At 63.5% G+C, this 22,198-nt stretch carries 23 protein-coding genes and 1 tRNA gene; 10 read left to right on the forward strand and 14 right to left on the reverse strand.

The window, feature by feature from the left end; genetic code table 11:
• Positions 1 to 20: 20 nt before the first annotated feature.
• A complete protein-coding gene (locus ACSMEV_RS16280; RefSeq protein WP_459206074.1) occupies positions 21 to 1,085 on the reverse strand; it encodes an AI-2E family transporter in 1,065 nt (354 codons plus the stop codon).
• Positions 1,086 to 1,205: 120 nt separating this feature from the next.
• Here ACSMEV_RS16280 and trhP point away from each other — a divergent pair, with 120 nt between their 5' ends.
• From trhP to ACSMEV_RS16295, 3 genes are all read left to right on the forward strand, one after another.
• Positions 1,206 to 2,525 carry a prephenate-dependent tRNA uridine(34) hydroxylase TrhP gene (trhP, locus tag ACSMEV_RS16285; RefSeq protein ID WP_459206075.1) on the forward strand — a complete coding sequence of 440 codons (1,320 nt, stop codon included), beginning with the start codon at positions 1,206 to 1,208 and terminating at the stop codon, positions 2,523 to 2,525.
• A gap of 122 nt (positions 2,526 to 2,647) precedes the next feature.
• On the forward strand, positions 2,648 to 3,076 hold the full coding sequence (locus tag ACSMEV_RS16290; RefSeq protein WP_459206076.1) for a DUF411 domain-containing protein: 429 nt from the start codon (positions 2,648 to 2,650) through the stop codon (positions 3,074 to 3,076).
• The gene (locus tag ACSMEV_RS16295; RefSeq protein WP_459206077.1) at positions 3,076 to 3,513 is read left to right on the forward strand and encodes a YqaA family protein; all 438 of its coding nucleotides are present in this window, start codon (positions 3,076 to 3,078) and stop codon (positions 3,511 to 3,513) included. Before ACSMEV_RS16290 ends, ACSMEV_RS16295 begins: the two co-directional genes overlap by 1 nt.
• Here the strand turns inward: ACSMEV_RS16295 and zapE are convergent.
• Positions 3,500 to 4,627 (reverse strand): cell division protein ZapE, encoded by a 1,128-nt coding sequence (zapE, locus tag ACSMEV_RS16300; protein WP_459206078.1) that lies wholly within the window; start codon positions 4,625 to 4,627, stop codon positions 3,500 to 3,502. The genes ACSMEV_RS16295 and zapE overlap by 14 nt on opposite strands.
• 129 nt (positions 4,628 to 4,756) lie before the next feature.
• Positions 4,757 to 4,831 (reverse strand) — tRNA-Gln (locus ACSMEV_RS16305).
• A gap of 274 nt (positions 4,832 to 5,105) precedes the next feature.
• Between ACSMEV_RS16305 and ACSMEV_RS16310 the strand changes: the two genes are divergently transcribed.
• The 3 genes from ACSMEV_RS16310 to ACSMEV_RS16320 all read left to right on the forward strand — a co-directional run bounded on the left by ACSMEV_RS16310 (position 5,106) and on the right by ACSMEV_RS16320 (position 7,663).
• Positions 5,106 to 5,363, forward strand: a complete 258-nt coding sequence (locus ACSMEV_RS16310) for a hypothetical protein (RefSeq protein ID WP_459206079.1) — start codon at positions 5,106 to 5,108, stop codon at positions 5,361 to 5,363.
• Positions 5,364 to 5,473: 110 nt separating this feature from the next.
• Positions 5,474 to 6,781, forward strand: coding sequence for a leucine-rich repeat-containing protein kinase family protein (locus ACSMEV_RS16315; RefSeq protein ID WP_459206080.1), 1,308 nt, complete (start codon positions 5,474 to 5,476; stop codon positions 6,779 to 6,781).
• Positions 6,782 to 6,799: 18 nt separating this feature from the next.
• Positions 6,800 to 7,663 (forward strand): LysR family transcriptional regulator, encoded by an 864-nt coding sequence (locus ACSMEV_RS16320; RefSeq protein WP_459206081.1) that lies wholly within the window; start codon positions 6,800 to 6,802, stop codon positions 7,661 to 7,663.
• On the opposite strand, the gene ACSMEV_RS16325 is transcribed toward ACSMEV_RS16320, so the two are convergent.
• From ACSMEV_RS16325 to ACSMEV_RS16345, 5 genes are all read right to left on the reverse strand, one after another.
• Positions 7,637 to 8,788: an HPP family protein gene (locus tag ACSMEV_RS16325; RefSeq protein ID WP_459206082.1), complete on the reverse strand. Its 1,152-nt coding sequence runs from the start codon at positions 8,786 to 8,788 to the stop codon at positions 7,637 to 7,639. The two genes, ACSMEV_RS16320 and ACSMEV_RS16325, sit on opposite strands and share 27 nt — an antisense overlap.
• A 206-nt stretch (positions 8,789 to 8,994) precedes the next feature.
• Entirely contained in the window at positions 8,995 to 10,314 is a 1,320-nt protein-coding gene (locus ACSMEV_RS16330; RefSeq protein WP_459206083.1) for an ATP-binding protein, read from the reverse strand.
• Positions 10,311 to 10,979 carry a response regulator transcription factor gene (locus ACSMEV_RS16335; protein WP_459206084.1) on the reverse strand — a complete coding sequence of 223 codons (669 nt, stop codon included), beginning with the start codon at positions 10,977 to 10,979 and terminating at the stop codon, positions 10,311 to 10,313. Before ACSMEV_RS16335 ends, ACSMEV_RS16330 begins: the two co-directional genes overlap by 4 nt.
• Complete coding sequence (locus tag ACSMEV_RS16340) at positions 10,980 to 11,294, reverse strand: PepSY domain-containing protein (protein WP_459206085.1); 315 nt, start codon at positions 11,292 to 11,294, stop codon at positions 10,980 to 10,982.
• Positions 11,294 to 11,602 carry a PepSY domain-containing protein gene (locus ACSMEV_RS16345; RefSeq protein WP_459206086.1) on the reverse strand — a complete coding sequence of 103 codons (309 nt, stop codon included), beginning with the start codon at positions 11,600 to 11,602 and terminating at the stop codon, positions 11,294 to 11,296. The genes ACSMEV_RS16340 and ACSMEV_RS16345 overlap by 1 nt, the downstream gene beginning before the upstream one ends.
• 268 nt (positions 11,603 to 11,870) lie before the next feature.
• On the opposite strand from ACSMEV_RS16345, the gene queD reads away from it, so the two are divergent.
• Positions 11,871 to 12,227: a 6-carboxytetrahydropterin synthase QueD gene (queD, locus tag ACSMEV_RS16350; RefSeq protein ID WP_459206087.1), complete on the forward strand. Its 357-nt coding sequence runs from the start codon at positions 11,871 to 11,873 to the stop codon at positions 12,225 to 12,227.
• A 53-nt stretch (positions 12,228 to 12,280) separates the two neighbouring features.
• On the opposite strand, the gene ACSMEV_RS16355 is transcribed toward queD, so the two are convergent.
• From ACSMEV_RS16355 to ACSMEV_RS16365, 3 genes are all read right to left on the reverse strand, one after another.
• Complete coding sequence (locus tag ACSMEV_RS16355; protein ID WP_459206088.1) at positions 12,281 to 12,913, reverse strand: hypothetical protein; 633 nt, start codon at positions 12,911 to 12,913, stop codon at positions 12,281 to 12,283.
• Positions 12,914 to 13,025: 112 nt separating this feature from the next.
• Positions 13,026 to 13,820 carry a hypothetical protein gene (locus ACSMEV_RS16360; RefSeq protein ID WP_459206089.1) on the reverse strand — a complete coding sequence of 265 codons (795 nt, stop codon included), beginning with the start codon at positions 13,818 to 13,820 and terminating at the stop codon, positions 13,026 to 13,028.
• 70 nt (positions 13,821 to 13,890) lie between these two features.
• Positions 13,891 to 14,358: a DUF1289 domain-containing protein gene (locus tag ACSMEV_RS16365; RefSeq protein ID WP_459206090.1), complete on the reverse strand. Its 468-nt coding sequence runs from the start codon at positions 14,356 to 14,358 to the stop codon at positions 13,891 to 13,893.
• Positions 14,359 to 14,759: 401 nt separating this feature from the next.
• On the opposite strand from ACSMEV_RS16365, the gene acnB reads away from it, so the two are divergent.
• Positions 14,760 to 17,369 (forward strand): bifunctional aconitate hydratase 2/2-methylisocitrate dehydratase, encoded by a 2,610-nt coding sequence (acnB, locus tag ACSMEV_RS16370; RefSeq protein WP_459208367.1) that lies wholly within the window; start codon positions 14,760 to 14,762, stop codon positions 17,367 to 17,369.
• A gap of 120 nt (positions 17,370 to 17,489) precedes the next feature.
• Here the strand turns inward: acnB and ACSMEV_RS16375 are convergent, their stop codons facing one another.
• Genes ACSMEV_RS16375 through ACSMEV_RS16385 form a run of 3 tightly spaced genes read right to left on the reverse strand, consistent with a single transcriptional unit; the run spans position 17,490 to position 20,731 of the window.
• Positions 17,490 to 18,734 (reverse strand): lipoprotein-releasing ABC transporter permease subunit, encoded by a 1,245-nt coding sequence (locus ACSMEV_RS16375; protein WP_459206091.1) that lies wholly within the window; start codon positions 18,732 to 18,734, stop codon positions 17,490 to 17,492.
• 58 nt (positions 18,735 to 18,792) lie between these two features.
• Entirely contained in the window at positions 18,793 to 19,476 is a 684-nt protein-coding gene (gene lolD, locus ACSMEV_RS16380) for a lipoprotein-releasing ABC transporter ATP-binding protein LolD (RefSeq protein WP_459206092.1), read from the reverse strand.
• Between the two features lie 7 nt (positions 19,477 to 19,483).
• Positions 19,484 to 20,731 carry a lipoprotein-releasing ABC transporter permease subunit gene (locus ACSMEV_RS16385; RefSeq protein ID WP_459206093.1) on the reverse strand — a complete coding sequence of 416 codons (1,248 nt, stop codon included), beginning with the start codon at positions 20,729 to 20,731 and terminating at the stop codon, positions 19,484 to 19,486.
• Between the two features lie 93 nt (positions 20,732 to 20,824).
• Between ACSMEV_RS16385 and ACSMEV_RS16390 the strand changes: the two genes are divergently transcribed.
• Positions 20,825 to 21,406 carry a PilZ domain-containing protein gene (locus tag ACSMEV_RS16390; RefSeq protein ID WP_459206094.1) on the forward strand — a complete coding sequence of 194 codons (582 nt, stop codon included), beginning with the start codon at positions 20,825 to 20,827 and terminating at the stop codon, positions 21,404 to 21,406.
• 27 nt (positions 21,407 to 21,433) lie between these two features.
• Positions 21,434 to 22,156 carry a glycerophosphodiester phosphodiesterase gene (locus ACSMEV_RS16395; protein ID WP_459206095.1) on the forward strand — a complete coding sequence of 241 codons (723 nt, stop codon included), beginning with the start codon at positions 21,434 to 21,436 and terminating at the stop codon, positions 22,154 to 22,156.
• The last annotated feature ends 42 nt before the right edge of the window (positions 22,157 to 22,198 follow it).

Raw genomic sequence — 22,198 nt, forward strand, 5'->3', positions numbered from 1 at the left:
CGGGCCGCTTGCGAGGAGGGTCAGTCGGGCAGGTTCACCTTGGGCTTGCTGGACGAGAAGATCGCCCAGCTGGAAATGAACAGCGCAGCGATCAATGGCCCGATCACGAAACCGTTGAGGCCGAACACCGACATGCCGCCCAGGGTCGAGACCAGAATCAGGTAATCCGGCATGCGCGTATCTTTGCCCACTAGAATGGGCCGCAGTATGTTGTCGACCAGGCCGATCACCAGCACACAGAAGGCCGTCAGTATGATGGCCTGCCAGTACATGCCCGTGGCCAGGAAATACAAGGCCACCGGCCCCCAGACGATGCCTGCGCCCACGGCGGGCAGCAGCGACAGGAAGGCCATGAGTACGGCCCAGACCAGCGCGCTGGGTATGTCGAGCAGCCAGAAGATGACGCCGCCCAAAGCGCCCTGGGTGATGGCCACCACCAGGTTGCCTTTGACGGTGGCACGCACCACGCGATTGAACTTCAGTTGCAGGCGACGCTTCTGGTCTTCAGGCAGCGGTACGGCCTGACGAATCTTGCGCGCGGTGTCGGGTCCTTCGCGCAGGAAGAAGAACAGCACGTAGAGCATGATGCCGAAGCTTACGATGAAGTCGAACGTGCCCTGGCCGAAGCTGAAGGCCTGAGTCGCGAAGTACTGGCTGCCCTGGCTGGCGAACTGGGTGATCTTCTGGCGCAGGCCGTCTAGGTTGCCCACGCCGAGCCGGTCCAGACCGTTCTGGGCGAACGTGGGCAGCATATGCTTGCCCTGTTCCACGTAACCGGCAATGTCCAGGTTGCCGCTCTGGATGCGCTGGTACAGCGAGGCCCCTTCCTGCACCAGCAGGCCGCTGATGACGATCACCGGCAGGATGGCGATGGTCAGGCATACCGCCAACGTCGCCCCGGCCGCCAGGTTGCGGCGCTTGTTGAAGCGCATGAGCATCTTGCGCTGCATCGGGGCGAAAATGACCGCCAGGACCACGGCCCAGAACATCGCTCCGTAGTAGGGCAGCAAGATCCAAATGAAGGCGATGGTGACTCCGGCCAGCAGCACGGTCAGCGCCTTGTTCTGCAACAGGGTTTCGTTCATGAAGATTCCTCGAGAATTCACCCCATTAGTGCACGGCGCCCCGGCAAAAGTGCCGTTGATGCAGATCAATACTCTGGCACCTTGCCAGCTTTAGCATTCGCGCCTTTTGCCAGGTGCGCCATGACCCTCCCCAACAAGCCCGAATTGCTGGCACCGGCCGGTAGCTTGCAGACCTTGCGCTATGCCTTCGCCTACGGCGCAGACGCGGTGTACGCCGGTCAGCCGCGCTACAGCCTGCGGGTGCGCAACAACGATTTCGACCACCACACCTTGGCCCAAGGCATCGCCGAGGCCCACGCGTTGGGCAAGCGGCTGTACGTGGTGGTGAACATCGCGCCGCACAACGCCAAGCTCAAGACCTTCCTCAAGGACCTGGCGCCGGTGATCGCCATGGGGCCGGACGCGCTGATCATGTCCGATCCCGGCCTGATCATGCTGGTGCGCGAGCACTATCCGCAGATGCCGGTGCATTTGTCGGTGCAAGCCAATACGGTGAACTGGGCCAGCGTGCGGTTCTGGCAGAGCCTGGGGCTGACGCGGGTGATCCTGTCGCGCGAGCTGTCGCTGGAGGAGATCGAAGAGATTCGCCAGCAGGTGCCGAACATGGAACTGGAAGTGTTCGTGCACGGCGCCTTGTGCATGGCTTATTCCGGCCGTTGCCTGCTGTCCGGCTACCTCAACCGGCGCGACGCCAACCAGGGCAGCTGCACCAATGCCTGTCGCTGGAAGTATCAGGCCAGCGCCGCGAGCGAAAACGTCACCGGCGAGATCGTCCGTCAGGTCGAGCCCACCCTGGGCCTGGGCGCCCCTACCGAGCAGGTGTTCCTGCTGCAGGAAAGCAATCGTCCCGACGAGGCCATGCCCGCCTTCGAGGACGAACATGGCACCTACATTATGAATGCCAAGGACCTGCGCGCCGTACACCATGTGGCTCGCCTGGCCGCGATGGGTGTGCATTCGCTGAAGATCGAAGGCCGTACCAAGTCGCACTTCTACTGCGCCCGTACCGTGCAGGCCTACCGCCAGGCCATCGACGACGCGGCCGCCGGCAGGCCGTTCGACCGCAGCCTGATGGACAACCTCGAATCGCTCGCCCAGCGCGGTTACACCGAAGGCTTTCTGCGCCGCCATGTGCATGACGAATATCAGAACTACCAGCGCGGCAACTCTGTGTCCGAACGTCAGCAATTCGTCGGCGAGCTGACCGGCTTGCGGGTCGAAGGCTTGGCCGAGGTCCGGGTGAAGAACCGCTTCGCCCTGGGTGATCATCTGGAGCTGATGACGCCGGGCGGCAACTACCATTTCGACCTGCATTGCCTGCGCGACAAGCAACAGCACGCCATCGAAGTCGCGCCCGGGGACGGCCATGTGGTGTACCTGCCGATTCCGGAGCAGGTGCCGCTGGCGTTCGGCCTGTTGCTGCGCGATTTACGCACCTGACGATTCGGTCATGTGGCTGTCAGCAGGCTGACAGCCCGGTGCAGTGACAATGCCCGAACAGGGCCCTATGCTCGCCACCGGCTCGATGAACCCTATGACCTGCGCCGGGAGGCACTTCGAACATGCAGCGTAAATACCTGCTCACCCTTGCCCTGCTCGCCATTGCCGGAATCGCTCAGGCGGCGCAGACGATCGATGTCTACCGCGACCCCAACTGTGGCTGTTGCAAACAGTGGATCGGCCATCTGCGCGCCAACGGCTTCACCGTCAACGACCATGTAGAGCCGCAGATGAGCGCGGTCAAGCAACGCCTGGGCGTGGCGCCGCGCCTGGCTTCATGTCACACGGCAGTGATCGACGGCAAATTCGTCGAAGGCCACGTGCCGGCCGAGCAGATTCACGCGTTGCTGGCCCGCGACGACCTCAAGGGCATCGCCGTACCCGGCATGCCGATGGGCTCGCCGGGCATGGAGATGGGCGACCGCCAGGACGCCTATAAAGTGATCGGCCTGACCCACGACGGTAAGGACGTGACGGTCGCCGAATACTGATGCTGGCGTGGGCCGCCCTGTTCTTCAGCGCTTTCGGTGCCGCCACGCTGCTGCCCTTGCAGTCCGAAGCCGTGCTGGCCAGCCTGCTCCTGCGCGAGCCGCAGGCCTGGCTAGGGCTGCTGCTGGTGGCCACGCTCGGCAATGTGCTGGGGTCATTGGTGAACTGGTGGCTGGGGCGGATCGTCGAGCAGCTGCGCCATCGCCGCTGGTTTCCGTTCAACGCCGGCCAGCTCGCACGCGCACAACGGCGCTATCGACGCTGGGGCGCCTGGTCGCTGCTGTTGAGCTGGGTACCCGTGATCGGTGATCCGCTGACCTTGATCGCCGGTATCCTGCGCGAACCGCTCTGGCGCTTCGTGATGCTGGTGACGCTAGCCAAGGGCGGCCGTTACCTGGTAGTCGTTCTGCTGACCTTGGGGGTGTTCAAGGCAGGTTGACGGCGCAGGGGAAGCGTTGCAGTTGCATCTCGCATAGGCGGCTCAACGTGCGCTGGTAGGGAAAGGCCAGGTAGCCCTCGGTGTAGAGCTGGTCCAATGGCACGGCGGCTTCTAGGTACAGCGCCACGCGGCGGTCGTAGCACTCGTCCACCAGGGCGATGAAGCGGCGCACGCTGTCGTCCTTGGGCGCCAGGGCGGGCAGATGGCGGTCGCCCGCCGCGATCCGCTCGGCGCCGTCCTCGGTGCCGCGGGCAATGCGCCCGCTCCGCTGAGTGCCGCTCAGGCAGGGCACACCTTCCAGCAGGAGCGCCGCGAACTGGTCGCACAAGGCCATGAACTCGGTCGCGGCCAGGGGTTGCGCGCACAAGGCGTCGAAGTGGCACCAGAGCACCCTGCCGCTGCGCTGGAGCACTTCGATGCGTCGGGTGCCGATGCTCAATGGCGCGCTACTCACGCCCTGGCCTGCGCTCAAGCGCTCGAACACAGGCTGCAAGGCCCCGCCTTCGCCAGGCTCGGCAACCCAGTAACGCTGGCAATGGAGACCGGGATGCAAGCGGTGGTCCTGCCCTCCTGCCACCTCTACCACCTGCATGTGCCCTTGCATGGCGGTAATCGCAGGCACGAATCGCTGGCGATTGAAACCGTCGCTGTACAGCTGTGCGGGTGGCTGATTCGACGTGGCGACGATCGCCACGCCCTGGTCGAACAGCGCCTGGAACAACCGCCCCAGCAACATGGCATCGCCAATATCGCTGACGAACAGTTCGTCGAAGCACAGGACGCGAATGTCTTGGGCCAGGGCCTCGGCCAGTGCCCCCAAGGGGTCGGGCGTGCCGCTGAGCTGGAACAGTCGCCGATGCACCCAGGCCATGAAATGGTGGAAGTGCTGGCGCCGCGCGGGTACGCGCAAGGTGCGGTGGAACAGGTCCATCAGCCAGGTCTTGCCGCGCCCCACAGGGCCCCACAGGTATACGCCCTGGGTTTGACGACCCTGGTGCAGCGCTTCGAAGCAGGTCTGCAGCGATTCCACAGCGCTCGCTTGGGCCGCGTCCGCTACGATCTCGCCCCGCATCAGCGCGCTGCGGTACTGCGTGAGCGGACTCTCTTGGGACATGCCAGGGGCCTTGGGTAAAAGCGCTCAGTGTACCTGCGCTTGCACCCCAGTTGCGGAAGCAAAAACGGCAGACGCGAAAAAACCCACCATCAGCGACTGCTGTGGCGAGTGAGAATTCTTTGGAATAAATGGCAGGGGCGGCTGGATTCGAACCAACGCATGGCAGGATCAAAACCTGCTGCCTTACCGCTTGGCGACGCCCCTGTATCGATTCGACGATGCTGCACTGTCGGATTGATGTTCCTGCTGGATGACAACCCTTGTTGTCGAGGAATGCGTGGCACTTTAACAGCGACCTTTCGATCTGTGAAGCCTCAATCGCAAAAATATTTCAGAAAAACAGCGAGTTACCGGATCTGCAAACACACCGCATCCAGCATAGTACCGCTCGTCGGTTTTTTTGCCCGCTTCGCTTAACAACGGCGTGTTTGCTCATTCCAAGACTGTGAATGACTTCAGTGCTCATCAGGAGGATGCCATGCCCGTTTCACACGACCTGTACCAGGATCTGCAATACCCCCGCGAAATCGTCCAGCAGCGCCGTCAGCAGGACGCCAAGCTGGACCGTCTGCTGGACGAATACGTGGACATCGACAATCAGGTGCTGGCTGCCGAGTCCATCTCGGCCGGCAACTTCGTCGACGAGGATCTGCGCCATCTCAAGGAGCGCCGCCTCGCGGTCAAGTACATGATCGAAAGCCAATTGGAACGTAAAGACCTTCACGCGCGCGGCTGACCCCGCACGCTGGAAACTGACGTCTCCTGAGCACGTTTCGCCCGGCTGCTTGGCCGTCGCGGTAGGCCCCCGGTATCATGCCGGCCCTACCGCGATCTGGCTCACGGCTCATGCACACCCTCGACGATCTCTACGCTGGCCGCCTGCACGGTGCCACGCGCCTAGACCTCAGCGCCCAGCTGCGCGAGTTCCCGCCCGAAATCTTCGATCTGGCCGATAGCTTGGAAGTGTTGAACCTCACGGGCAACCAGCTGAGCGAGCTGCCCCACGACCTGCATCGCCTGACAAGGCTCAAGGTGCTGTTCTGTTCGCACAACCTGTTTACCGAACTGCCCCCTGGGCTGGACAAATGCACCCAGTTGCACACTGTAGGTTTCAGAAACAACCGCATCGTTCGCGTCGATGAGCAGGCCCTGCCCCCAGGCTTACGCGCCTTGATCCTTACCGACAATGCGCTGGTCACCTTGCCCGACGCCCTGGGCAATTGCCGGCACTTGCAAAAGCTGATGCTCACCGGCAATCGTCTGCAGGCGCTGCCCGAAAGCCTCGAGCAGTGTCAGGGCCTGGAGCTGCTGCGCATCGCCAACAACCGCCTGCCTGCCCTACCCGACTGGTTGCTGCGCATGCCCCGCCTGGCCTGGCTGGCCTACGCCGGCAACCCGCTGCCGATGCGCTTGCAGGCCCCCACCGCGCCCCAGGACTATCCGCAGATCCCATGGTCGGCGCTGACCCTGCAAGCGGAAGTGGGACGGGGCGCGTCCGGCGTCGTTTACCAAGCCAGCTGGCAAGGCCGAACCGCTCCCGTGGCGGTGAAGGTCTACAAAGGCGCGCTCACCAGCGATGGCTCACCACAGGCGGAGATGAGCGCGTGCCTGGCCGCCGCCGACCATCCGCACCTGGTCGAGGTGCTGGGCCGTGTCGACGATCACCCTGAACACATGCCGGCCCTGGTCATGCACCGTATCGACAGCCACTGGCGCAACCTGGCCGGCCCTCCAAGCCTGGACAGCTGCACCCGCGACCGTTACGACACGGCGCTGCGCCTGGGCTTGCCCGCGCTGCTGCGGCTGCTTGCGGGCGTAGCCTCTGCCGCGGCCCATCTGCATGCCACAGGTCTGCTGCACGGTGACCTGTATGCCCACAACATTCTGTTCGCGCCGAACGGCCAGTGCCTGCTCACCGACTTCGGCGCCGCCTCGTTCCACCCGGCAAGCGAAGCGTCGGGCCAAGCGCTGGAAGCGTTGGAAGTGCGCGCGTTCGGCATTCTCATGCACGAGTTGCTTGACCTCGATCAGCACGTGGACGCCGAGTTGCAGGCCTTGGCCGAGCATTGCATGCAGGCTGCGGTCGAACAGCGCCCACGCTTTGCGCAACTGGCCAATGCGTTGCGCCAGCGCGCGGCCAGCACCGCACATTGATCTGCACACGAGCACCCCATGGACATCGAACAGGCGCGAACATTTCTGGAAATCATCCGCTGCGGCAGCCTGGTGGCTGCTGCCGAGCGTCTGTTCGTGTCGCAAACGGCGATCACCGCACGGGTGCAACGCCTGGAGCGGCATCTGGGCTGCACGCTGTTCCGACGCAGCCGCAACGGCGTGAGCCTGACGCCCGATGGCGAGGCCTTCGTACCGTACGCCAACCAACTGCTGCAAACTTGGGAAGCCGCGCGACGCGACCTGCCCTTGCCAAAGGGGCGCCGGCAACTGTTGCAGGTGGGGGCCGAAATCAGCCTGGGCAACCCGTTGCTGCTGGAATGGGTCGGTGCCTTGCACGATGCGTTGCCCGAACACGCCATCCGCAGCGAAGTCGGTGACGACGAGGCACTGCTGCGCAAGGTCGAGGTGGGCCTGCTCGACGCTGTGCTGGTATACCGGCCCCATTACGGGCCTGGATTGCAGGTCGAGCAGGTGCTGGAAGAAAAATTGGTGCGGGTACGCCGCGTCGATCGCCACGAGCCCTATCTGTACATCGACTGGGGCGAAACCTTCCGTCGCCAACATGACGCCGCACTGCCGGATTGCGCCCGCGCTGAACTGTCGTTCAACCTGGGGCCGCTGGCCCTGCAGTTCATCTTGCAACGCGGCGGCAGCGGCTACTTCCGCACCCGTGTGGTGCAGAGCTACCTCGATAGCGGTGTACTGGAGCGCGTGCCACAGGCGCCCGAGTTCACCTACCCCACTTTCCTGGTCTATCCGCGCAGAGAAGACGCAGCCTTGCAGCAAGCGCTGGCGGTATTGCGCCGTCTGCTGAGCGACGCCAACAGCGACTGGTCACAGCGCTGGGACCCGTTGATCTGAGGGTGCCGAGCTGTGGCTGATCCAGTGCCGAGCGAGGCCGGCGATCAGGTCGGTCTGGGTGATCACGCCCACCAAGGTCTGCCCTTCCAGCACCGGCAGGCAGTGCAAACCCTGCTCGCAAAGAAGCGGCAGCACTTCGTGCAGGGGCTCGTCGCTGGCCACGCTGACCACACGGCGGCTCATGATCTGCGCCAGACGTACAGGCTGTCGGGCCAAGGGTGCACGCCAACTGAAACGCGCGCGCGCCATGGCGGGCGCCACCAGGTCGCTAAGGCTGACGATGCCGACCAGCTGGCCGGCGTCGAGCACCGGAAGCGTCTTGAGGTGGTGCGAGGACAGCAGTTTCCAGGCCTGTTCAAGCGTGGTGTCAGGGCTGGCGAACTGCACGTCCCGCGCCATGACCGAACTTGCGCGGATGCCGCCCAGGCTGCGCCGCAGCGCCTGCCGTTCGGTCGCCTGAATGATGCGTTCGAGTTCGTCGCGGGTCACGTCGACGTACTCGCCCAGTGCCTCCAGAGCCTGGTCCAAGTCGTCGGTGGTCGCGCCGATCCGTTCACTGGGCAAGGGGTCACGGGTGTGGTGCAGGTCTTTGCGCGGCGCCCCAGCCTTGGGGTAGCGCACGCCGGTCAAGGCGTTGTAGGCCACGCCCACGGCCAGTAGCACCAGAACGTTGAGCAGCACAGGTTCGAGCAGGTGGTCTCCAAGCGCGACCAGCCCGGGGTCGGCCAGGACCGCGGTGACCGCCACCGCCGCGCCGGGCGGATGCAGGCAGCGCAACAGGCACATCAGCGCCAGCGAGCCGCCGAGCGCGAGGGCGGCCACCCACAGTTCGCTGCCCAGCCCATGGCGCAGCAACAGGCCAAGCAGGCACGCCGAGGCATAACTGCCCAACACCGGCCAAGGCTGCGCCAAGGGGCCGGAATGCACGGCGAATATCAGCACCGCCGAAGCGGCCAACGGTCCGAGCAGATGCAGGGCGATTTGCGTGCCGAACGCCTGGCTGCACAGATGACCGGCGATGAGAAGCGCCAACGCGGTGCCGAGTGCGGCGCGCAGCCATTGCCAAGGGGGGATATGCAGCGAAGGGGGTATGAGACGGCGCAGAACGCGGAGCACTGTGGTCATGGGCGTGGGAAATCTGATATCCGGGCAATTGTAAAGGCCTGGGCAGGCGAGCAGCGCGTGTCCAGGCGATCGCCTTTAGGGCGACGACATCGTACGAGTAACGGCTAGTCTGACCGATCGAGCCATGCGCGGCCAATTCAAACGGTTGCAGGCTCGGTGCAATATTTTTGCATTCGGCCATGCTCGGCACACGGGTCGGCGGCGCCCTAATGCGCTCTACGCGGCAGCACGATCTCGACCCGCAGCCCGCCCAAGGGGCTTTGCAGCAGGGCGATACGCCCATTCCAGGCCTCGACGATGTCGCGGACGATCCCCAGGCCCAGACCATGACCGGCCACCTGCTCGTCCAGGCGCGAGCCGCGCTCGAGCACGTGCTGGCGGGCCGTCTCCGGAATGCCCGGTCCGTCGTCGTCTACCCACAGCCGATAGCCTGTGGCGTTTTCGACGATGTTCAAGCGCACTTCGCTGTCGGCCCATTTACAGGCGTTGTCGAGCAGATTGCCCAACAGCTCCAGCATGTCTTCGCGGTCCCATGGCAATAACAGCCCAGGCGCGAGGTCGCAGTGCAACTGCAAGCCATCGCCATGCACCATGCCCAGAGTCGCCACCAGCTCTGACAGTTCGGCGTCGCAATCGAAATGCACACCCGGCAACGCATCGCCGGCCAGCCGTGCGCGGTTGAGTTCGCGGCTCAGACGCTGGTGGATCTGCTCCAACTGCGCCTGCATCTGCGCACTGACTTCGGGCGCATCGCGCAGCCGCTCGCTGCTGGCCAGGCTGACCAACACCGCCAGCGGCGTTTTCAGCGCATGCCCCAGATTGCCGAGGGCATTGCGCGAACGCCGCAGGCTGTCCTCGGTGTGCGCCAGCAAGTGGTTGATCTGCGCCACCAAAGGCTCCAGCTCCACCGGCACCTGGCTGTCCAACTGCGAGCGCTGGCCCTGCTGCAATTGGGCGATCTGCCGACGCGCACGCTCCAACGGCCGCAGCGAACGAGTCACGGTGATGCGTTGCAGGACCAGAATTAGGGTCAGGGCGACCAGGCCCAGGCCGAGACCGATCTGCTGCATATGCCGGAATCCTTGGCGCACCGGCGTGTAGTCTTGAGCCACGCTAATGGAAATATCCCGCCCGAGGCGCCGGTAGTCGGCACGGTAGACCAGCAACTGCTGACCTTCAGGCCCCAGCTCCTGCTTGTCTTCCAGGCCCACCTGGCTGGGTTGGAGCATGTCCAGGTCCCATAGCGAGCGGGAACGCCAGCTGCCTTCGGGAAAGTCGATGCGGAAGTAGTAGCCTGAAAAAGGCCGGTGGTAGGCGGCGGAAATGCGTCGTTCGTCCAGTTGCAGGCCGGTCGAACCCCGCACCAGCGCGGCCAGCAGGTTTTCGCTTTCCTTGCGCAGGCCTGCTTCCAGGTAACGTTGCAGGCCCGCTTCGAACAACCACAGGGTCGACTGCGCCAACACCAGGCCGACCGTGACCAGCACCGCGATCAGCCCCAGGCTCAGGCGCCCTTGGATCGACTTCAATCGCCGCTCCCGGCATATAAGTACCCCTGGCCACGCCGCGTTTCGATGACGCTGCGCCCCAGCTTGCGCCGAAGGTGGTTCACATGCACTTCAAGCACGTTGGAGTCGCGCTCGGTCTCGCCGTCGTACAAGTGTTCGGCCAGATGGCTTTTCGAGAGGATCTGTTTGGGATGCAGCATGAAGTAACGCAACAGGCGAAACTCCGCAGCGGTCAGGGCGATGTCGACGCCGTCGCGGCTGACGCACTGACGACGCTCGTCCAGTTGCAAGCCTGCCGCCTCCAGGCTCGGCTGGTTGGCCAGGCCACGGGCACGGCGCAGCAGCGACTGGATACGCAGTTGCAATTCTTCGGGATGGAACGGTTTGCTCAGATAATCGTCGGCGCCGGCCTTCAGGCCTTCGATGCGCTCGGCCCACGAACCGCGGGCGGTCAGGACCAGCACCGGCGTGGCCAAGCTGGCGGCACGCCATTGCGCCAATACCTCAAGCCCCGGCAAGCCGGGCAAACCCAGGTCGAGGATGATCAGATCGTAGGGCTCGCTCTGCCCTTGGTAGACCGCGTCGCGGCCATCGGCCAGCCAATCGACGGCATAGCCTTGGCGCTGCAACGCGGCGGTCAACTCATCGGCCAGGGGAACGTTGTCTTCGACCAGCAACAGACGCATTCAGTCGTCTTCCTCATCTTTGAGCAGCTCACCTGTCGCGGCGTCGAACTTGATTTCACGCACGACTCCCTGCGGGGTCAGGATTTCCACTTCGTATTCGTAACGGCCGTGTTCCTGCTCGAGTTCGGCTTCCAACAAGCGCGCCCCGGGGTAACGCCCCAAGGCGGCTTCGAGCAATCGCTCGAGGGGCACGATGATGCCCCGGTGCCGCAGTTCGAGCGCTTCGTCCTGGTCGAGGTCGCGGCCGACCGCCAGCGAACTGGCGGCCAGCAGGCACAGGGCCAGGTAGCGGACGGGCCGGGCCAGGGGTCGCATCAGCGGTCCTGTTCGTCCTTCAGGACTTCGCCGGTCTTAGCGTCGAGGGCTACGTCCCACTCGACGTTGTTGGTGTCGCGCAGTTCGACCTTGTAGATGTAGCGGCCGTACTCGTCTTCCAGCTCGCTGTCGGTCACGGTCGAGCCGGGGTGCTTGGCGACGGCGGCGGCTTTAAGCTCGTCGAGGGACTTGATGGTCTTGTTGCCGACCAGCTTGACCACTTCGTCGGGTTGAACATCTTTGGCGAAGGCGGCGGCGCTGGCGAAGGTCAAGGTGGCGGCAGTGAACAGGGCAGTCAAAGTTTTCATGGTGTACTCCATTGAGGTCTAGAAGTTGTCTACGCAATCAAGACTACTGCCGGGGGCTTAACTGAACCTGAAAAGCGCGGACGCCATCTTAACCCAGCGCTGCCCCCGAACTGGGACTCTGACCTTCGCCCCGCGCGAACGACTCGGTTTTTGTCGATCGGGACGCTGGGGCGGAAATCGAAGCCCACCGACGCCCGTCGCACAATGCGCAGGTTGTGGAATGGAAACAGGGTAAGATGCGGCCTTTCGCAGCTATACAGGTCCACCCGTGGAAATCTTCAAGGAATTTACCTTCGAATCGGCTCACCGCCTGCCCAACGTGCCCGCTGGCCACAAATGCGGTCGTCTGCACGGCCATTCGTTCAAGGTCGCCCTGCACCTGACTGGCCCGCTCGACCCGCACACTGGCTGGATCCGCGACTTCAGCGAGATCAAAGCGGTGTTCAAGCCGATCTACGACCGGCTCGACCACAACTATCTCAACGACATTCCCGGCCTAGAAAACCCTACCAGCGAAGTGATCGCGCAGTGGATCTGGAATCAGGTCAAACCGCTGTTGCCCGAGTTGTCCAAAGTTCGGATCCATGAAACCTGCACCAGCGGGTGCGAATATACCGGCGATTAAAACCACCTCGACCTCAATGCCCCGGCAACCATTGTGCTTGCCAGGGCATGCGTTCAAGGTCGCGCGACGCCCATTTCCATGATCTCTATCAACAACCAGCCCTCTTCACCCATGTCTTCATTGAGGTAAGGATGGCTGCTTTTATTGACGAAATAACGGGTGTCTTCTTTGATGCGTTTGACCGCTTTGCCATGCAGGCTGATCAACTGCATCGGCCCCACCATCATGCCTCGCGATAGCCCCTCGGTTGGAAAACCTTCTAGGTGCCATATCATGGACCTTGCAGCGAAGGCGTCATGCCCGGGTTCATCGGAGGTCGAGTAGAGCCCCAGATACCCATTGTTGTTTATGTCCAGTCGATAATTTGAGTACTCCCAACTCCGGGTGTTCTCATCCGAACCGGCAGCACGGATTTCGTAATCGTGTTCCCCGTCCGTTTCGTAGCAGCCGAACCAGAATTGCGTTTTGAACTTACGCTTGTTCACGCCCCATGAATTCACCGCTTTTTTAGTGAAGGTGTCGACACCGGCATGCAACCAACCCTCCGATTCCGTTATGGCATCATTAGTTGTCGTACCGATCCGTAGCTCGCGGGCGGCTTCAAAGGAGCCGGGTGCCGAATCGGTAGTACTCCAGTACAGTTTGGCCCGGAAGCTCTTTTCCGGCATGAATTGGTAATAGCCCATGGTCGTTCTCCTTGGTGGAATGGCAAAGGTGAACGTAAACGAGCGGGTCCGGCGTTATCAGCGGGAAATGCACCATGGAGCACGCGGTTGCCGCGCGGGCCCGGCAGGCTAATCAGCGCCCGTCTGTCGCGGCGCTCAGCGCGGGATGGGGCGGCACTGTCGCATTGATCACTTGAATGGCCATGCGACCACGCTGGCCGCGCTGGTCGTTGAGGTAAGCCCTGCCTTTTTCGATCAGGCGGCGTGTCACACGTCCGGTCGGGCCGAACAACTCGAGCCCCGTTCGAATGTCGCCATCCTGCAGATCCTTTGGATCGAGCCCCTCTAGGGTCCACAGCGGCGTAACCTTGCCCTTGCGGTAACGGAACAGCAATCCCTGGCTGTCGAAGGGTGCGTCGCCTCCCGGTAGATCGAGATGCAGAGAAGGTACTGGATCGGGCATGCCCACTTCCACGCGCGGCGGCATGTGCAGGGGTGAACTGCCCGCCGGGGTATCGGTCGGGTACATCCCTAGGTATCCGCCGCGGCTAACGTCCAGCACATATTCCAGTTCCGGCCAGCGATACACGTTGATGCCTGCGTAGGCAGGGCGTATTTCGTAGGCGTACAGCTCGCCGATTTGATAGACACCGAACCAGAAGTATTCGCAGTAGATGCGTTGACGGGGCTCGAGAAACGGCAGGTTGTCGTGCAGGGAGGACTGGATTTCTTCGGGGCGGTAGTCACGGCCTGACATCAGCCAGCCGTCATCACCGTTCCAGTCGTTGAATTCGACCCAGATCGGCTTGACCAGCTCACCTCGGGATTTCAGCAACTGGCGTGGGCTGATCGACTCTTCACCGAATTGCCAGAAGCACCTGGCATTGAAAGACAGCAGGGGTTGGAAAACGTATTCGCTCATGGGCATGCACCGCTGGTTGGAGACAAAGGCGGCGACTGTAGAGCGGCCGCTTTAGGCCAAGCAGCGGGAATCAGTTCTAACGCAATGCGTCTTCCAGAAAGGCCGGAGCGATGTAGCGCTCGTAATGCGCTTCGGACAGCAGAAAGAATTCGCGATCGATGGCGTCGCGCAGTTCCGGCAGTTCCCAATCGCGGAACTCCGGCAACAGCGCCATGCCATAGGCATCCAGGTCTCGGATCATGCGGGCGCCGCGGGCGATCAACTGATACGCCCAGCAGTATTCGGACTGCCGCGCGAGGTAGCGAATGGACCGCTGCTCCAACTGCTGACGCAGCCGCTCCTTATCGAACACTTCCAGCTTGGCCATCATCACCTGGCCGAGCAATTGTTCCAGACGCAGCCAGACCGCACGCTTGGCCTCTTCGTCGTAACTGTTCCAATGGATCACCTCGTGGTGAAAACGCTTGCAACCGCGGCACACCAGGTCGCCGTAAACGGTGGAACACAGGCCGACACAGGGGGTTTTGATGGACTTGCTGGACATGGGCAAACGACAGCTGGGCGGTGGCACACGGCGCCATGTTAGCCCTTTGTCTAACCAGGGTCACCCGTAAAGTCCCGCGGGGCGCCTTACCATCGCAGACTTTTTCCCGTAGAATCATCCGGCCTTTTCCAAGGCAACCATGTCCGTTGGAAGCTGTTTTCAAAGCGTCACGAGCACAGTCATCCGGTAGAACGGCGTTGGCCCGGCACATGCCCCGCATGCACGGCGCCAACCCCTCATCAGCCTTCCGTTCTACAGGCGTAAAACTTTGAAAACAGCTTCTGCAAGGATTTTCGGCACCCTGGCCTGACGGCCCACAACGCCGTCGCTGCGCAGCCTTGCCGGAAGCCTGGATGAGCGTCCCGGACTCCCTTTTGGGACCACTGATGAGGGTAATAACTGTGCTTGAAGCCTACCGCAAACACATCGAAGAGCGTGCCGCCCTGGGTATCGTGCCCCAGCCGCTGAACGCCGAACAAACCGCAGGCCTGGTCGAGCTGCTGAAGAATCCCCCCGCCGGCGAAGAAGCCTTCCTCCTCGAACTGATCACCGACCGCGTACCGCCAGGCGTCGACGAAGCTGCCTATGTCAAGGCCGGCTTCCTTTCGGCCGTGGCCAAGGGCGACGTGCAGTCGCCGCTGATCGACCGCAAACGCGCTACCGAACTGCTCGGCACCATGCAAGGCGGCTACAATATCGCGACCCTGGTCGAGCTGCTGGACGACGCCACCCTCGGCGCCGTCGCGGCCGAACAGCTCAAGCACACGCTGCTGATGTTCGACGCCTTCCACGACGTGGCGGAAAAAGCCAAGGCCGGCAATGCCAACGCCAAGGCCGTACTGGAATCCTGGGCCGCCGGTGAGTGGTTCACCAAACGTCCGGCCATCGCCGACAAATACACCCTGACCGTGTTCAAGGTGCCCGGCGAAACCAACACCGACGACCTCTCCCCTGCTCCAGACGCCTGGTCACGCCCGGACATCCCGCTGCACGCCCTGGCCATGCTGAAGATGGCCCGCGACGGCATCGAGCCCGAGCAACCCGGCTCGGTCGGCCCGCTCAAGCAAATCGCCGACATGCGCGCCAAGGGCTTCCCGGTCGCCTACGTCGGTGACGTGGTCGGTACCGGTTCCTCGCGTAAATCGGCCACCAACTCGGTGCTGTGGTTCTTCGGCGACGACATCCCCAACGTGCCGAACAAGCGCGCCGGTGGCTTCTGCTTCGGCACCAAGATCGCCCCGATCTTCTACAACACCATGGAAGACGCCGGCGCCCTGCCGATCGAGTTCGACTGCACCGACCTGAACATGGGCGACGTCATCGACGTGTACCCCTACAAAGGCGAAGTGCGCCGCCATGGCAGCGACGAGCTGGTCACCACCTTCGCGCTGAAAACCGAAGTGCTGCTCGACGAAGTCCGTGCCGGCGGTCGGATTCCGCTGATCGTCGGCCGCGGCCTGACCGACAAGGCCCGTGCCGAGCTGAACCTTGGTGCTACTGACCTGTTCAAGCTGCCCGAAGCGCCGGTCGACACCGGCAAAGGCTACACCCTGGCGCAGAAGATGGTCGGTCGCGCCTGCGGCCTGCCGGAAGGCCAAGGCGTGCGCCCTGGCACCTACTGCGAACCGAAGATGACCACCGTCGGCTCCCAGGACACCACCGGCCCGATGACCCGCGACGAGCTCAAAGACCTCGCCTGCCTGGGCTTCTCCGCCGACCTGGTGATGCAGTCGTTCTGCCACACCGCGGCCTATCCGAAGCCGATCGACGTCACCACCCACCACACCCTGCCCGACTTCATCCGCACCCGTGGCGGCGTGTCGCTGCGCCCAGGCGACGGCATCATCCACAGCTGGCTGAACCGCATGCTGATGCCCGACACCGTCGGCACCGGCGGCGATTCGCACACCCGCTTCCCGATCGGCATCTCGTTCCCGGCAGGTTCGGGCCTGGTGGCCTTCGCCGCCGCGACTGGCGTGATGCCGCTGGACATGCCCGAGTCGATCCTGGTGCGCTTCAAAGGCAAGCTGCAACCTGGCATCACCCTGCGCGACCTGGTCCACGCCATTCCGTACTACGCCATCCAGAGCGGCCTGCTGACCGTCGAGAAGAAGGGCAAGAAGAACGCCTTCTCCGGCCGCATCCTCGAGATCGAAGGCCTAGACGAGCTGACCGTCGAGCAAGCCTTCGAGCTGTCCGACGCTTCGGCCGAGCGTTCGGCGGCCGGCTGCACCATCAAACTGCCGGAAAAGGCCATCGCCGAGTACCTGCAATCCAACATCACCCTGCTGCGCTGGATGATCGGCGAAGGCTACGGCGACCCACGCACCCTGGAGCGCCGCGCACAAGCCATGGAAGCCTGGCTGGCCAACCCTGAGCTGCTGTCGGCCGACGCCGATGCCGAGTACGCCGAAATCATCGAAATCGACCTGGCCGACGTCAAGGAGCCCGTGCTCTGCGCGCCGAACGACCCGGACGACGCGCGTCTGTTGTCGAGCGTCCAGGGCGAGAAGATCGACGAAGTGTTCATCGGTTCGTGCATGACCAACATCGGCCACTTCCGCGCCGCCGGCAAGCTGCTGGACAAGGTCAAAGGCGGCATCCCTACCCGTCTGTGGCTGGCCCCGCCGACCAAGATGGACGCCCACCAGCTGACCGAAGAAGGCTACTACGGCATCTTCGGCAAGGCCGGCGCGCGCATGGAGATGCCAGGCTGCTCGCTGTGCATGGGCAACCAGGCACGCGTCCAGACCGGCTCCACCGTGGTCTCGACCTCGACCCGCAACTTCCCCAACCGCCTGGGCGACGCCACCAACGTCTACCTGGCTTCGGCGGAACTGGCGGCCGTGGCCTCGATCATCGGCAAACTGCCGACCGTAGAGGAGTACATGGAGTACGCCCAGAGCATCGACAGCATGGCGGCCGACGTCTACCGCTACCTGAGCTTCGACCAGATCGCGGAATTCCGCGACGCGGCAGAAGCGGCGAAGATCCCGGTAGTCCAGGCGTAAGCCAAAGGTTGTAACGCAGTACGAAAAAGCCCCGGCAGCGATGCCGGGGCTTTTTCGTTTCCAGGTCTTGAGGCCTATGAGCTCGGTTGACCAGGGGAAAAGCCATGGTCGCCCAAGGGATCACTCGTAACGCAAGGCCATGGCAGGTTCGACCTGGGAAGCGCGGTAGGCCGGGTACAAGGTCGCCAGGAAGCTCATCACCAACCCCGCCGTGCAGATCAGCGCCACATCGCCCCATTGCAGTTCCGAGGGCAGGCTGCTGATGAAGTACACGTCCGAGGTGAAGATGTGCTGGCCGCTGACGCGCTCCAGCCAGCCGACGATCTGGCTGACGTTGAGCGCAGCGACCACGCCCAGCGCACCGCCGATCAGGGTGCCGACGATACCGATCAGCGAGCCCTGGACCATGAAGGTGCCCATGATCTGCGCTGGGGTGGCGCCGATGGTGCGCAGAATGGCGATGTCAGCGCCCTTGTCGTTCACCACCATGATCAAGGTAGCGATGATGTTAAACGCCGCCACGGCGATGATCATCATCAGCAGCAGACCGATCATGGTCTTTTCCATCTTCATTGCGCTGAACAGGCTGCCCTGGGTGTGCGACCAGTCGTCCGCGCGGTAGGCGGCGCCCAATTCTGCGGCGATGGCTTTGGATACCTGCGGCGCCGCGTAGAGGTCGTGCAGCTTGAGGCGCACGCCTTGCACGCTACCCGCGGGCCAGTGCTGCATTTCGGCGGCGTCGGCGACGTTGATGTAGGCCTGCGCCCCGTCCAGCTCGGCGCCGACCTTGAAGATGCCGACCACGGTCAGGCGTTGCATGCGCGGGGTGATGCCACCTGGCGCCTTGCTGATCTCGGGCACGATGAGGGTCAATTTGTCACCCGTGTTGAGGCGGAAACGCCGCGCCGTGAGCTCGCCGATGACCACGCCGAATTCGCCGGGCACCAGGTCCTGCAAGCGACCCTGGACGATGTGTTGGCCGACGATGGACACCTTGCCCTCCTCGGCCGGCTCGATGCCGCTGATCTGGATCGGCTGCATGGCACCTTTGTACGAGAGCATGCCCTCCATGTCGGTGATGGGCGCTGCCGACATCACCGCCGGATTGCGCAGCGCGGTATCGGCCAAAGCGCGCCAGTTCTGCACGGGCTCCACGCCCAGCAAGCTGGCGTGGGGCACCAGACCGAGGATGCGCGAGCTCATCTCACGCTGGAAGCCGTTCATCACCGACAGCACCACGATCATGGCCAGCACGCCCAGCGATAGACCGATCATCGAGGTCATGGAGATGAACGAAATGAAGTGGTTGCGGCGCTTGGCGCGGGTGTAGCGGGCGCCGATGAACAAGGGCAAGGGTCTGAACATGGACGGGAATACCCAGTGAAGAAGTGAACGAGGGGCCGTAGCCGACCCCCTCCAAAACCTAGATCGGCACCAGGTGACCGTTTTCCAGGCGCAGCACGCGATCCATCTGGCGTGCCAGGTTGAGGTCGTGGGTCACCACCAGGAAGGCGGTGCGCGACGAGGCCGACAGCTCACGCATCAACTCCTGGATGCCCTGGGCGGTGTGATGGTCGAGGTTGCCGGTCGGCTCGTCGAGCATCACCAGGCCTGGCTGGTTGACCAGCGCCCGGGCGATGGCCACCCGCTGGCGCTCGCCACCCGACAGCTCGGCCGGCTTGTGGCTCAGACGATGTCCAAGGCCCACGCGCTTGAGGAGCGCGGTGGCACGCTCACGCGCTTCGGGAATCGGCGTGCGGCCGATCAGCAACGGCATGCACACATTCTCCAGCGCGGTGAACTCGGCCAGCAGGTGGTGGAACTGGTACACGAAGCCCAGCGCCCGGTTGCGCAGTAGGCCACGGGCCCGCTCGCCCAGGGCCGAAAGCTCTTCGCCCGCCAGCCAGACGCTGCCCTGGCTCGGCGTGTCGAGGCCGCCGAGCAGGTTGAGCAAGGTGCTTTTGCCCGAGCCCGAACTGCCGACGATGGCGACGCGCTCGCCGGGCAGCAGTTCGAGTTGCAGGTTAGCCAGCACCTGCACCGACTCAGGGCCTTCCTCGTAGGACTTGCCCAGGTTGCGGCAACTCAATACGGCTTTATCACTCATGCGCGACTCACTCATAACGTAGCGCCTCTGCAGGCTGGGTGCGCGCCGCGCGCCAGGCCGGGTACAGGGTGGCGAGGAAACTCAGGGCCAGGGCCGCGCCGCAGATCATCCAGACGTCTTGGGGCAGGATCTGCGAGGGCAGGTAATCGATGAAATACACGTCGGCATTGAGGAATTTGTGCCCGATCAAGCGCTCGATGCCGGCGATGGCGGCACTGACGTTGAGCGCCGCGAGAATGCCGACCGCCGCGCCGATCAAGGTGCCGACCACGCCGATCACCGTGCCTTGGACCATGAAGATGGCCATGATCTGCCGAGGTGTGGCGCCCAGTGTACGCAGGATGGCGATGTCACCGCGCTTATCGTTGACCACCATCACCAGGGTGGAAATGATGTTGAACGCCGCCACCGCGACGATCAGCAGCAACAGCAGGCCGATCATGGATTTCTCCATGCGGATGGCCTGATAGAGATTGCCGTGGGTGCGAGTCCAGTCCCGCGAGTAATACTCGCCGCCCAGGTGCTGGGCGATGTCGTAGGCCATGCGCGGCGCTTCGAACAGGTCGTCGAACTTTAAGCGCAGCCCCTGGACTTGGTCGGCCTTCCAACGGTGCAGGCGCGACAGGTCGGAAATGTTGGTCAGACCCAGGTAACCGTCGATTTCGCCGGCACCCACGTGGAAGGTGCCGACCACGGTGAAGCGCTTCATGCGCGGAAACATGCCGGCCGGGGTGATGCTGACTTCCGGGGCGACGAAGGTCAGCTTGTCGCCGATGTCCACGCCGAGCTTGGCCGCCGCCTTGTCGCCGATCATGATGCCCCACTCGCCTGGCGCGAGCTTGTCGAGCCCACCCTGCAGGGTGAATCGGTCGATGATCGAGACCTTGCGTTCCAGGTTCGGATCGACGCCGTTGAGCAGCACCTTTTGCACCTTGCCGTCGTGGGTCAGCAAGCCCTGCATCTGGGTGAACGGCGCCACGTCCAGTACCTGCGGGTTTTGCTTGACCCGTTCGGCCACCGCCGGCCAGTTGTCGATCGGCTGGCTCGACTCCAGGGTAGCGTGCGGGATCATGCCCAGCACGCGGGTACGCATCTCGTGGTCGAAGCCGTTCATCACCGACAGCACGACGATCATCACCACCACGCCAAGGGCGAGGCCGATCATCGAGGTCAGGGAAATGAACGAGACGAAATGGTTGCGACGCTTGGCACGGGTGTAGCGCGTACCAATGAATACGAAGAGAGGTCTGAACATGTCTGGGCTTGTTCGGATGAAAGGGAACGTCTTTGTGGCGGGGCGTGCTAGGCAGCTTTACACTCCGACCATTGCCGCCACCATGGGTTCACCATGACGACTCCAGACGCAGAAGAACGCCGCGAATACTACCGCATCGAAGACTGGATCGCACTGCAAATCCGCCCCTTGAGCGCCGCCGAACTGAGCGACGCCCCGCTGGCGCAGAGCGCCCCGCCCTTGATGGGCCTGCTCGGCGAATTGCACCTGGCCGACTTCGAAAGCCAGCACCTGCTGCGCCAGCTCAGCGACAAGGACCGCATCCTCGCCGCCTTTCTGCGCGCGCAGAACAAGCGCATCGACCTGCTCAGCGCCGTGGTGGCGCAGAGCATGCTCGGCCAGCTTGGCGAGCCGCAGGCGGTGATGCTCTCCGAAGGCGGGCTCGACTCGATCAGCGCCGAACCCTTCGCCGTAGGCACCCGCGTCGCCTTGCAGATGGTGCTGCTGCCCCGGGGTCACGGCTTGCTGCTGCGCGGACGGATCAGCCGCTGCGAGCCCAATGTCGACGGCGGCTATGCCCTGGGTACCGAATTCACCGACCTGACCGACGCCGAGCGGCAACTGCTGGCTCGCCACATCCTGCAGCACCAGCAGCAGCAGCGGCGTCAGGCACTGGAACAGCAAGACCCGACTTGAGCCCACCCCCTACCTGAAGGAACGACCGTGACACTCATCTATGGCCACCGCGGCGCCAAAGGCGAAGCCCCCGAGAACACGCTGAACAGTTTCCGCCAGTGCCTTTCCCACGGCGTCGACCGCTGCGAACTCGACCTGCACCTGTCAGCCGACAACGAATTGATGGTCATCCACGACACTACCCTCAAACGCACCACCGGTCGGCGCGGCAAAGTGGCCGAGCACACGGCGGCGGAGTTGGTGACCTACGACGCACGCCAGGGCGGCCCGAGCTGGGTGCAGCCCTGCCCTATTCCGACCTTGCAGACGCTGTTCGAGCAGTGCGCGTTCGAGCACTGGCAACTGGAGGTCAAGAGCGCGTCGCGCACCCGTGCCGCCAGCACCGTGCTGGCCATTCGCGAACTGGCCCAGGCCCACGGCCTGCTGGACAAGATCACCATTACTTCCAGCTCTCGCGAGGTGCTAGGCGCGGCATTGGAACTGGTGCCGGACGTAGCCCGCGGTCTGGTGGCCGAATATGCCTGGCTCGACCCATTGAAGGTCGCCCAGAACTATGGCTGCAATCTGCTGGCGCTGAACTGGACGCTGTGCACCCCGGAACGCCTGCACAAGGCTCAGGCGCTGGGCTTGCACGTGTCGGTATGGACGGTCAACGAGCCGGCACTGATGCACCGGCTGGCTGATTTTGGCGTCGACAGCCTGATCACAGACTTTCCCGGTTTGGCCAGGACCACCCTCGGAACAGACTGAAACCACTCTCCCCGACCGGCTCAGGCGACCGGCCGGAGCCGG

The organism is Pseudomonas sp. MLB6B, from assembly GCF_054508135.1.

Coding starts and splice junctions, on each gene's coding strand:
- ACSMEV_RS16320 (WP_459206081.1), top strand. CDS start 6,800: ATGGACATCGAACAGGCGCGAACATTTCTGGAAATCATCCGCTGCGGC.
- ACSMEV_RS16335 (WP_459206084.1), bottom strand. CDS start 10,979: ATGCGTCTGTTGCTGGTCGAAGACAACGTTCCCCTGGCCGATGAGTTG.
- trhP (WP_459206075.1), top strand. CDS start 1,206: ATGACCCTCCCCAACAAGCCCGAATTGCTGGCACCGGCCGGTAGCTTG.
- ACSMEV_RS16325 (WP_459206082.1), bottom strand. CDS start 8,788: ATGACCACAGTGCTCCGCGTTCTGCGCCGTCTCATACCCCCTTCGCTG.
- zapE (WP_459206078.1), bottom strand. CDS start 4,627: ATGTCCCAAGAGAGTCCGCTCACGCAGTACCGCAGCGCGCTGATGCGG.
- ACSMEV_RS16385 (WP_459206093.1), bottom strand. CDS start 20,731: ATGTTCAGACCTCTCTTCGTATTCATTGGTACGCGCTACACCCGTGCC.
- ACSMEV_RS16340 (WP_459206085.1), bottom strand. CDS start 11,294: ATGCGACCCCTGGCCCGGCCCGTCCGCTACCTGGCCCTGTGCCTGCTG.
- ACSMEV_RS16355 (WP_459206088.1), bottom strand. CDS start 12,913: ATGGGCTATTACCAATTCATGCCGGAAAAGAGCTTCCGGGCCAAACTG.
- ACSMEV_RS16345 (WP_459206086.1), bottom strand. CDS start 11,602: ATGAAAACTTTGACTGCCCTGTTCACTGCCGCCACCTTGACCTTCGCC.
- ACSMEV_RS16315 (WP_459206080.1), top strand. CDS start 5,474: ATGCACACCCTCGACGATCTCTACGCTGGCCGCCTGCACGGTGCCACG.
- ACSMEV_RS16310 (WP_459206079.1), top strand. CDS start 5,106: ATGCCCGTTTCACACGACCTGTACCAGGATCTGCAATACCCCCGCGAA.
- ACSMEV_RS16375 (WP_459206091.1), bottom strand. CDS start 18,734: ATGTTCAGACCCTTGCCCTTGTTCATCGGCGCCCGCTACACCCGCGCC.
- lolD (WP_459206092.1), bottom strand. CDS start 19,476: ATGAGTGATAAAGCCGTATTGAGTTGCCGCAACCTGGGCAAGTCCTAC.
- ACSMEV_RS16360 (WP_459206089.1), bottom strand. CDS start 13,820: ATGCCCATGAGCGAATACGTTTTCCAACCCCTGCTGTCTTTCAATGCC.
- ACSMEV_RS16390 (WP_459206094.1), top strand. CDS start 20,825: ATGACGACTCCAGACGCAGAAGAACGCCGCGAATACTACCGCATCGAA.
- ACSMEV_RS16290 (WP_459206076.1), top strand. CDS start 2,648: ATGCAGCGTAAATACCTGCTCACCCTTGCCCTGCTCGCCATTGCCGGA.
- ACSMEV_RS16280 (WP_459206074.1), bottom strand. CDS start 1,085: ATGAACGAAACCCTGTTGCAGAACAAGGCGCTGACCGTGCTGCTGGCC.
- ACSMEV_RS16295 (WP_459206077.1), top strand. CDS start 3,076: ATGCTGGCGTGGGCCGCCCTGTTCTTCAGCGCTTTCGGTGCCGCCACG.
- ACSMEV_RS16365 (WP_459206090.1), bottom strand. CDS start 14,358: ATGTCCAGCAAGTCCATCAAAACCCCCTGTGTCGGCCTGTGTTCCACC.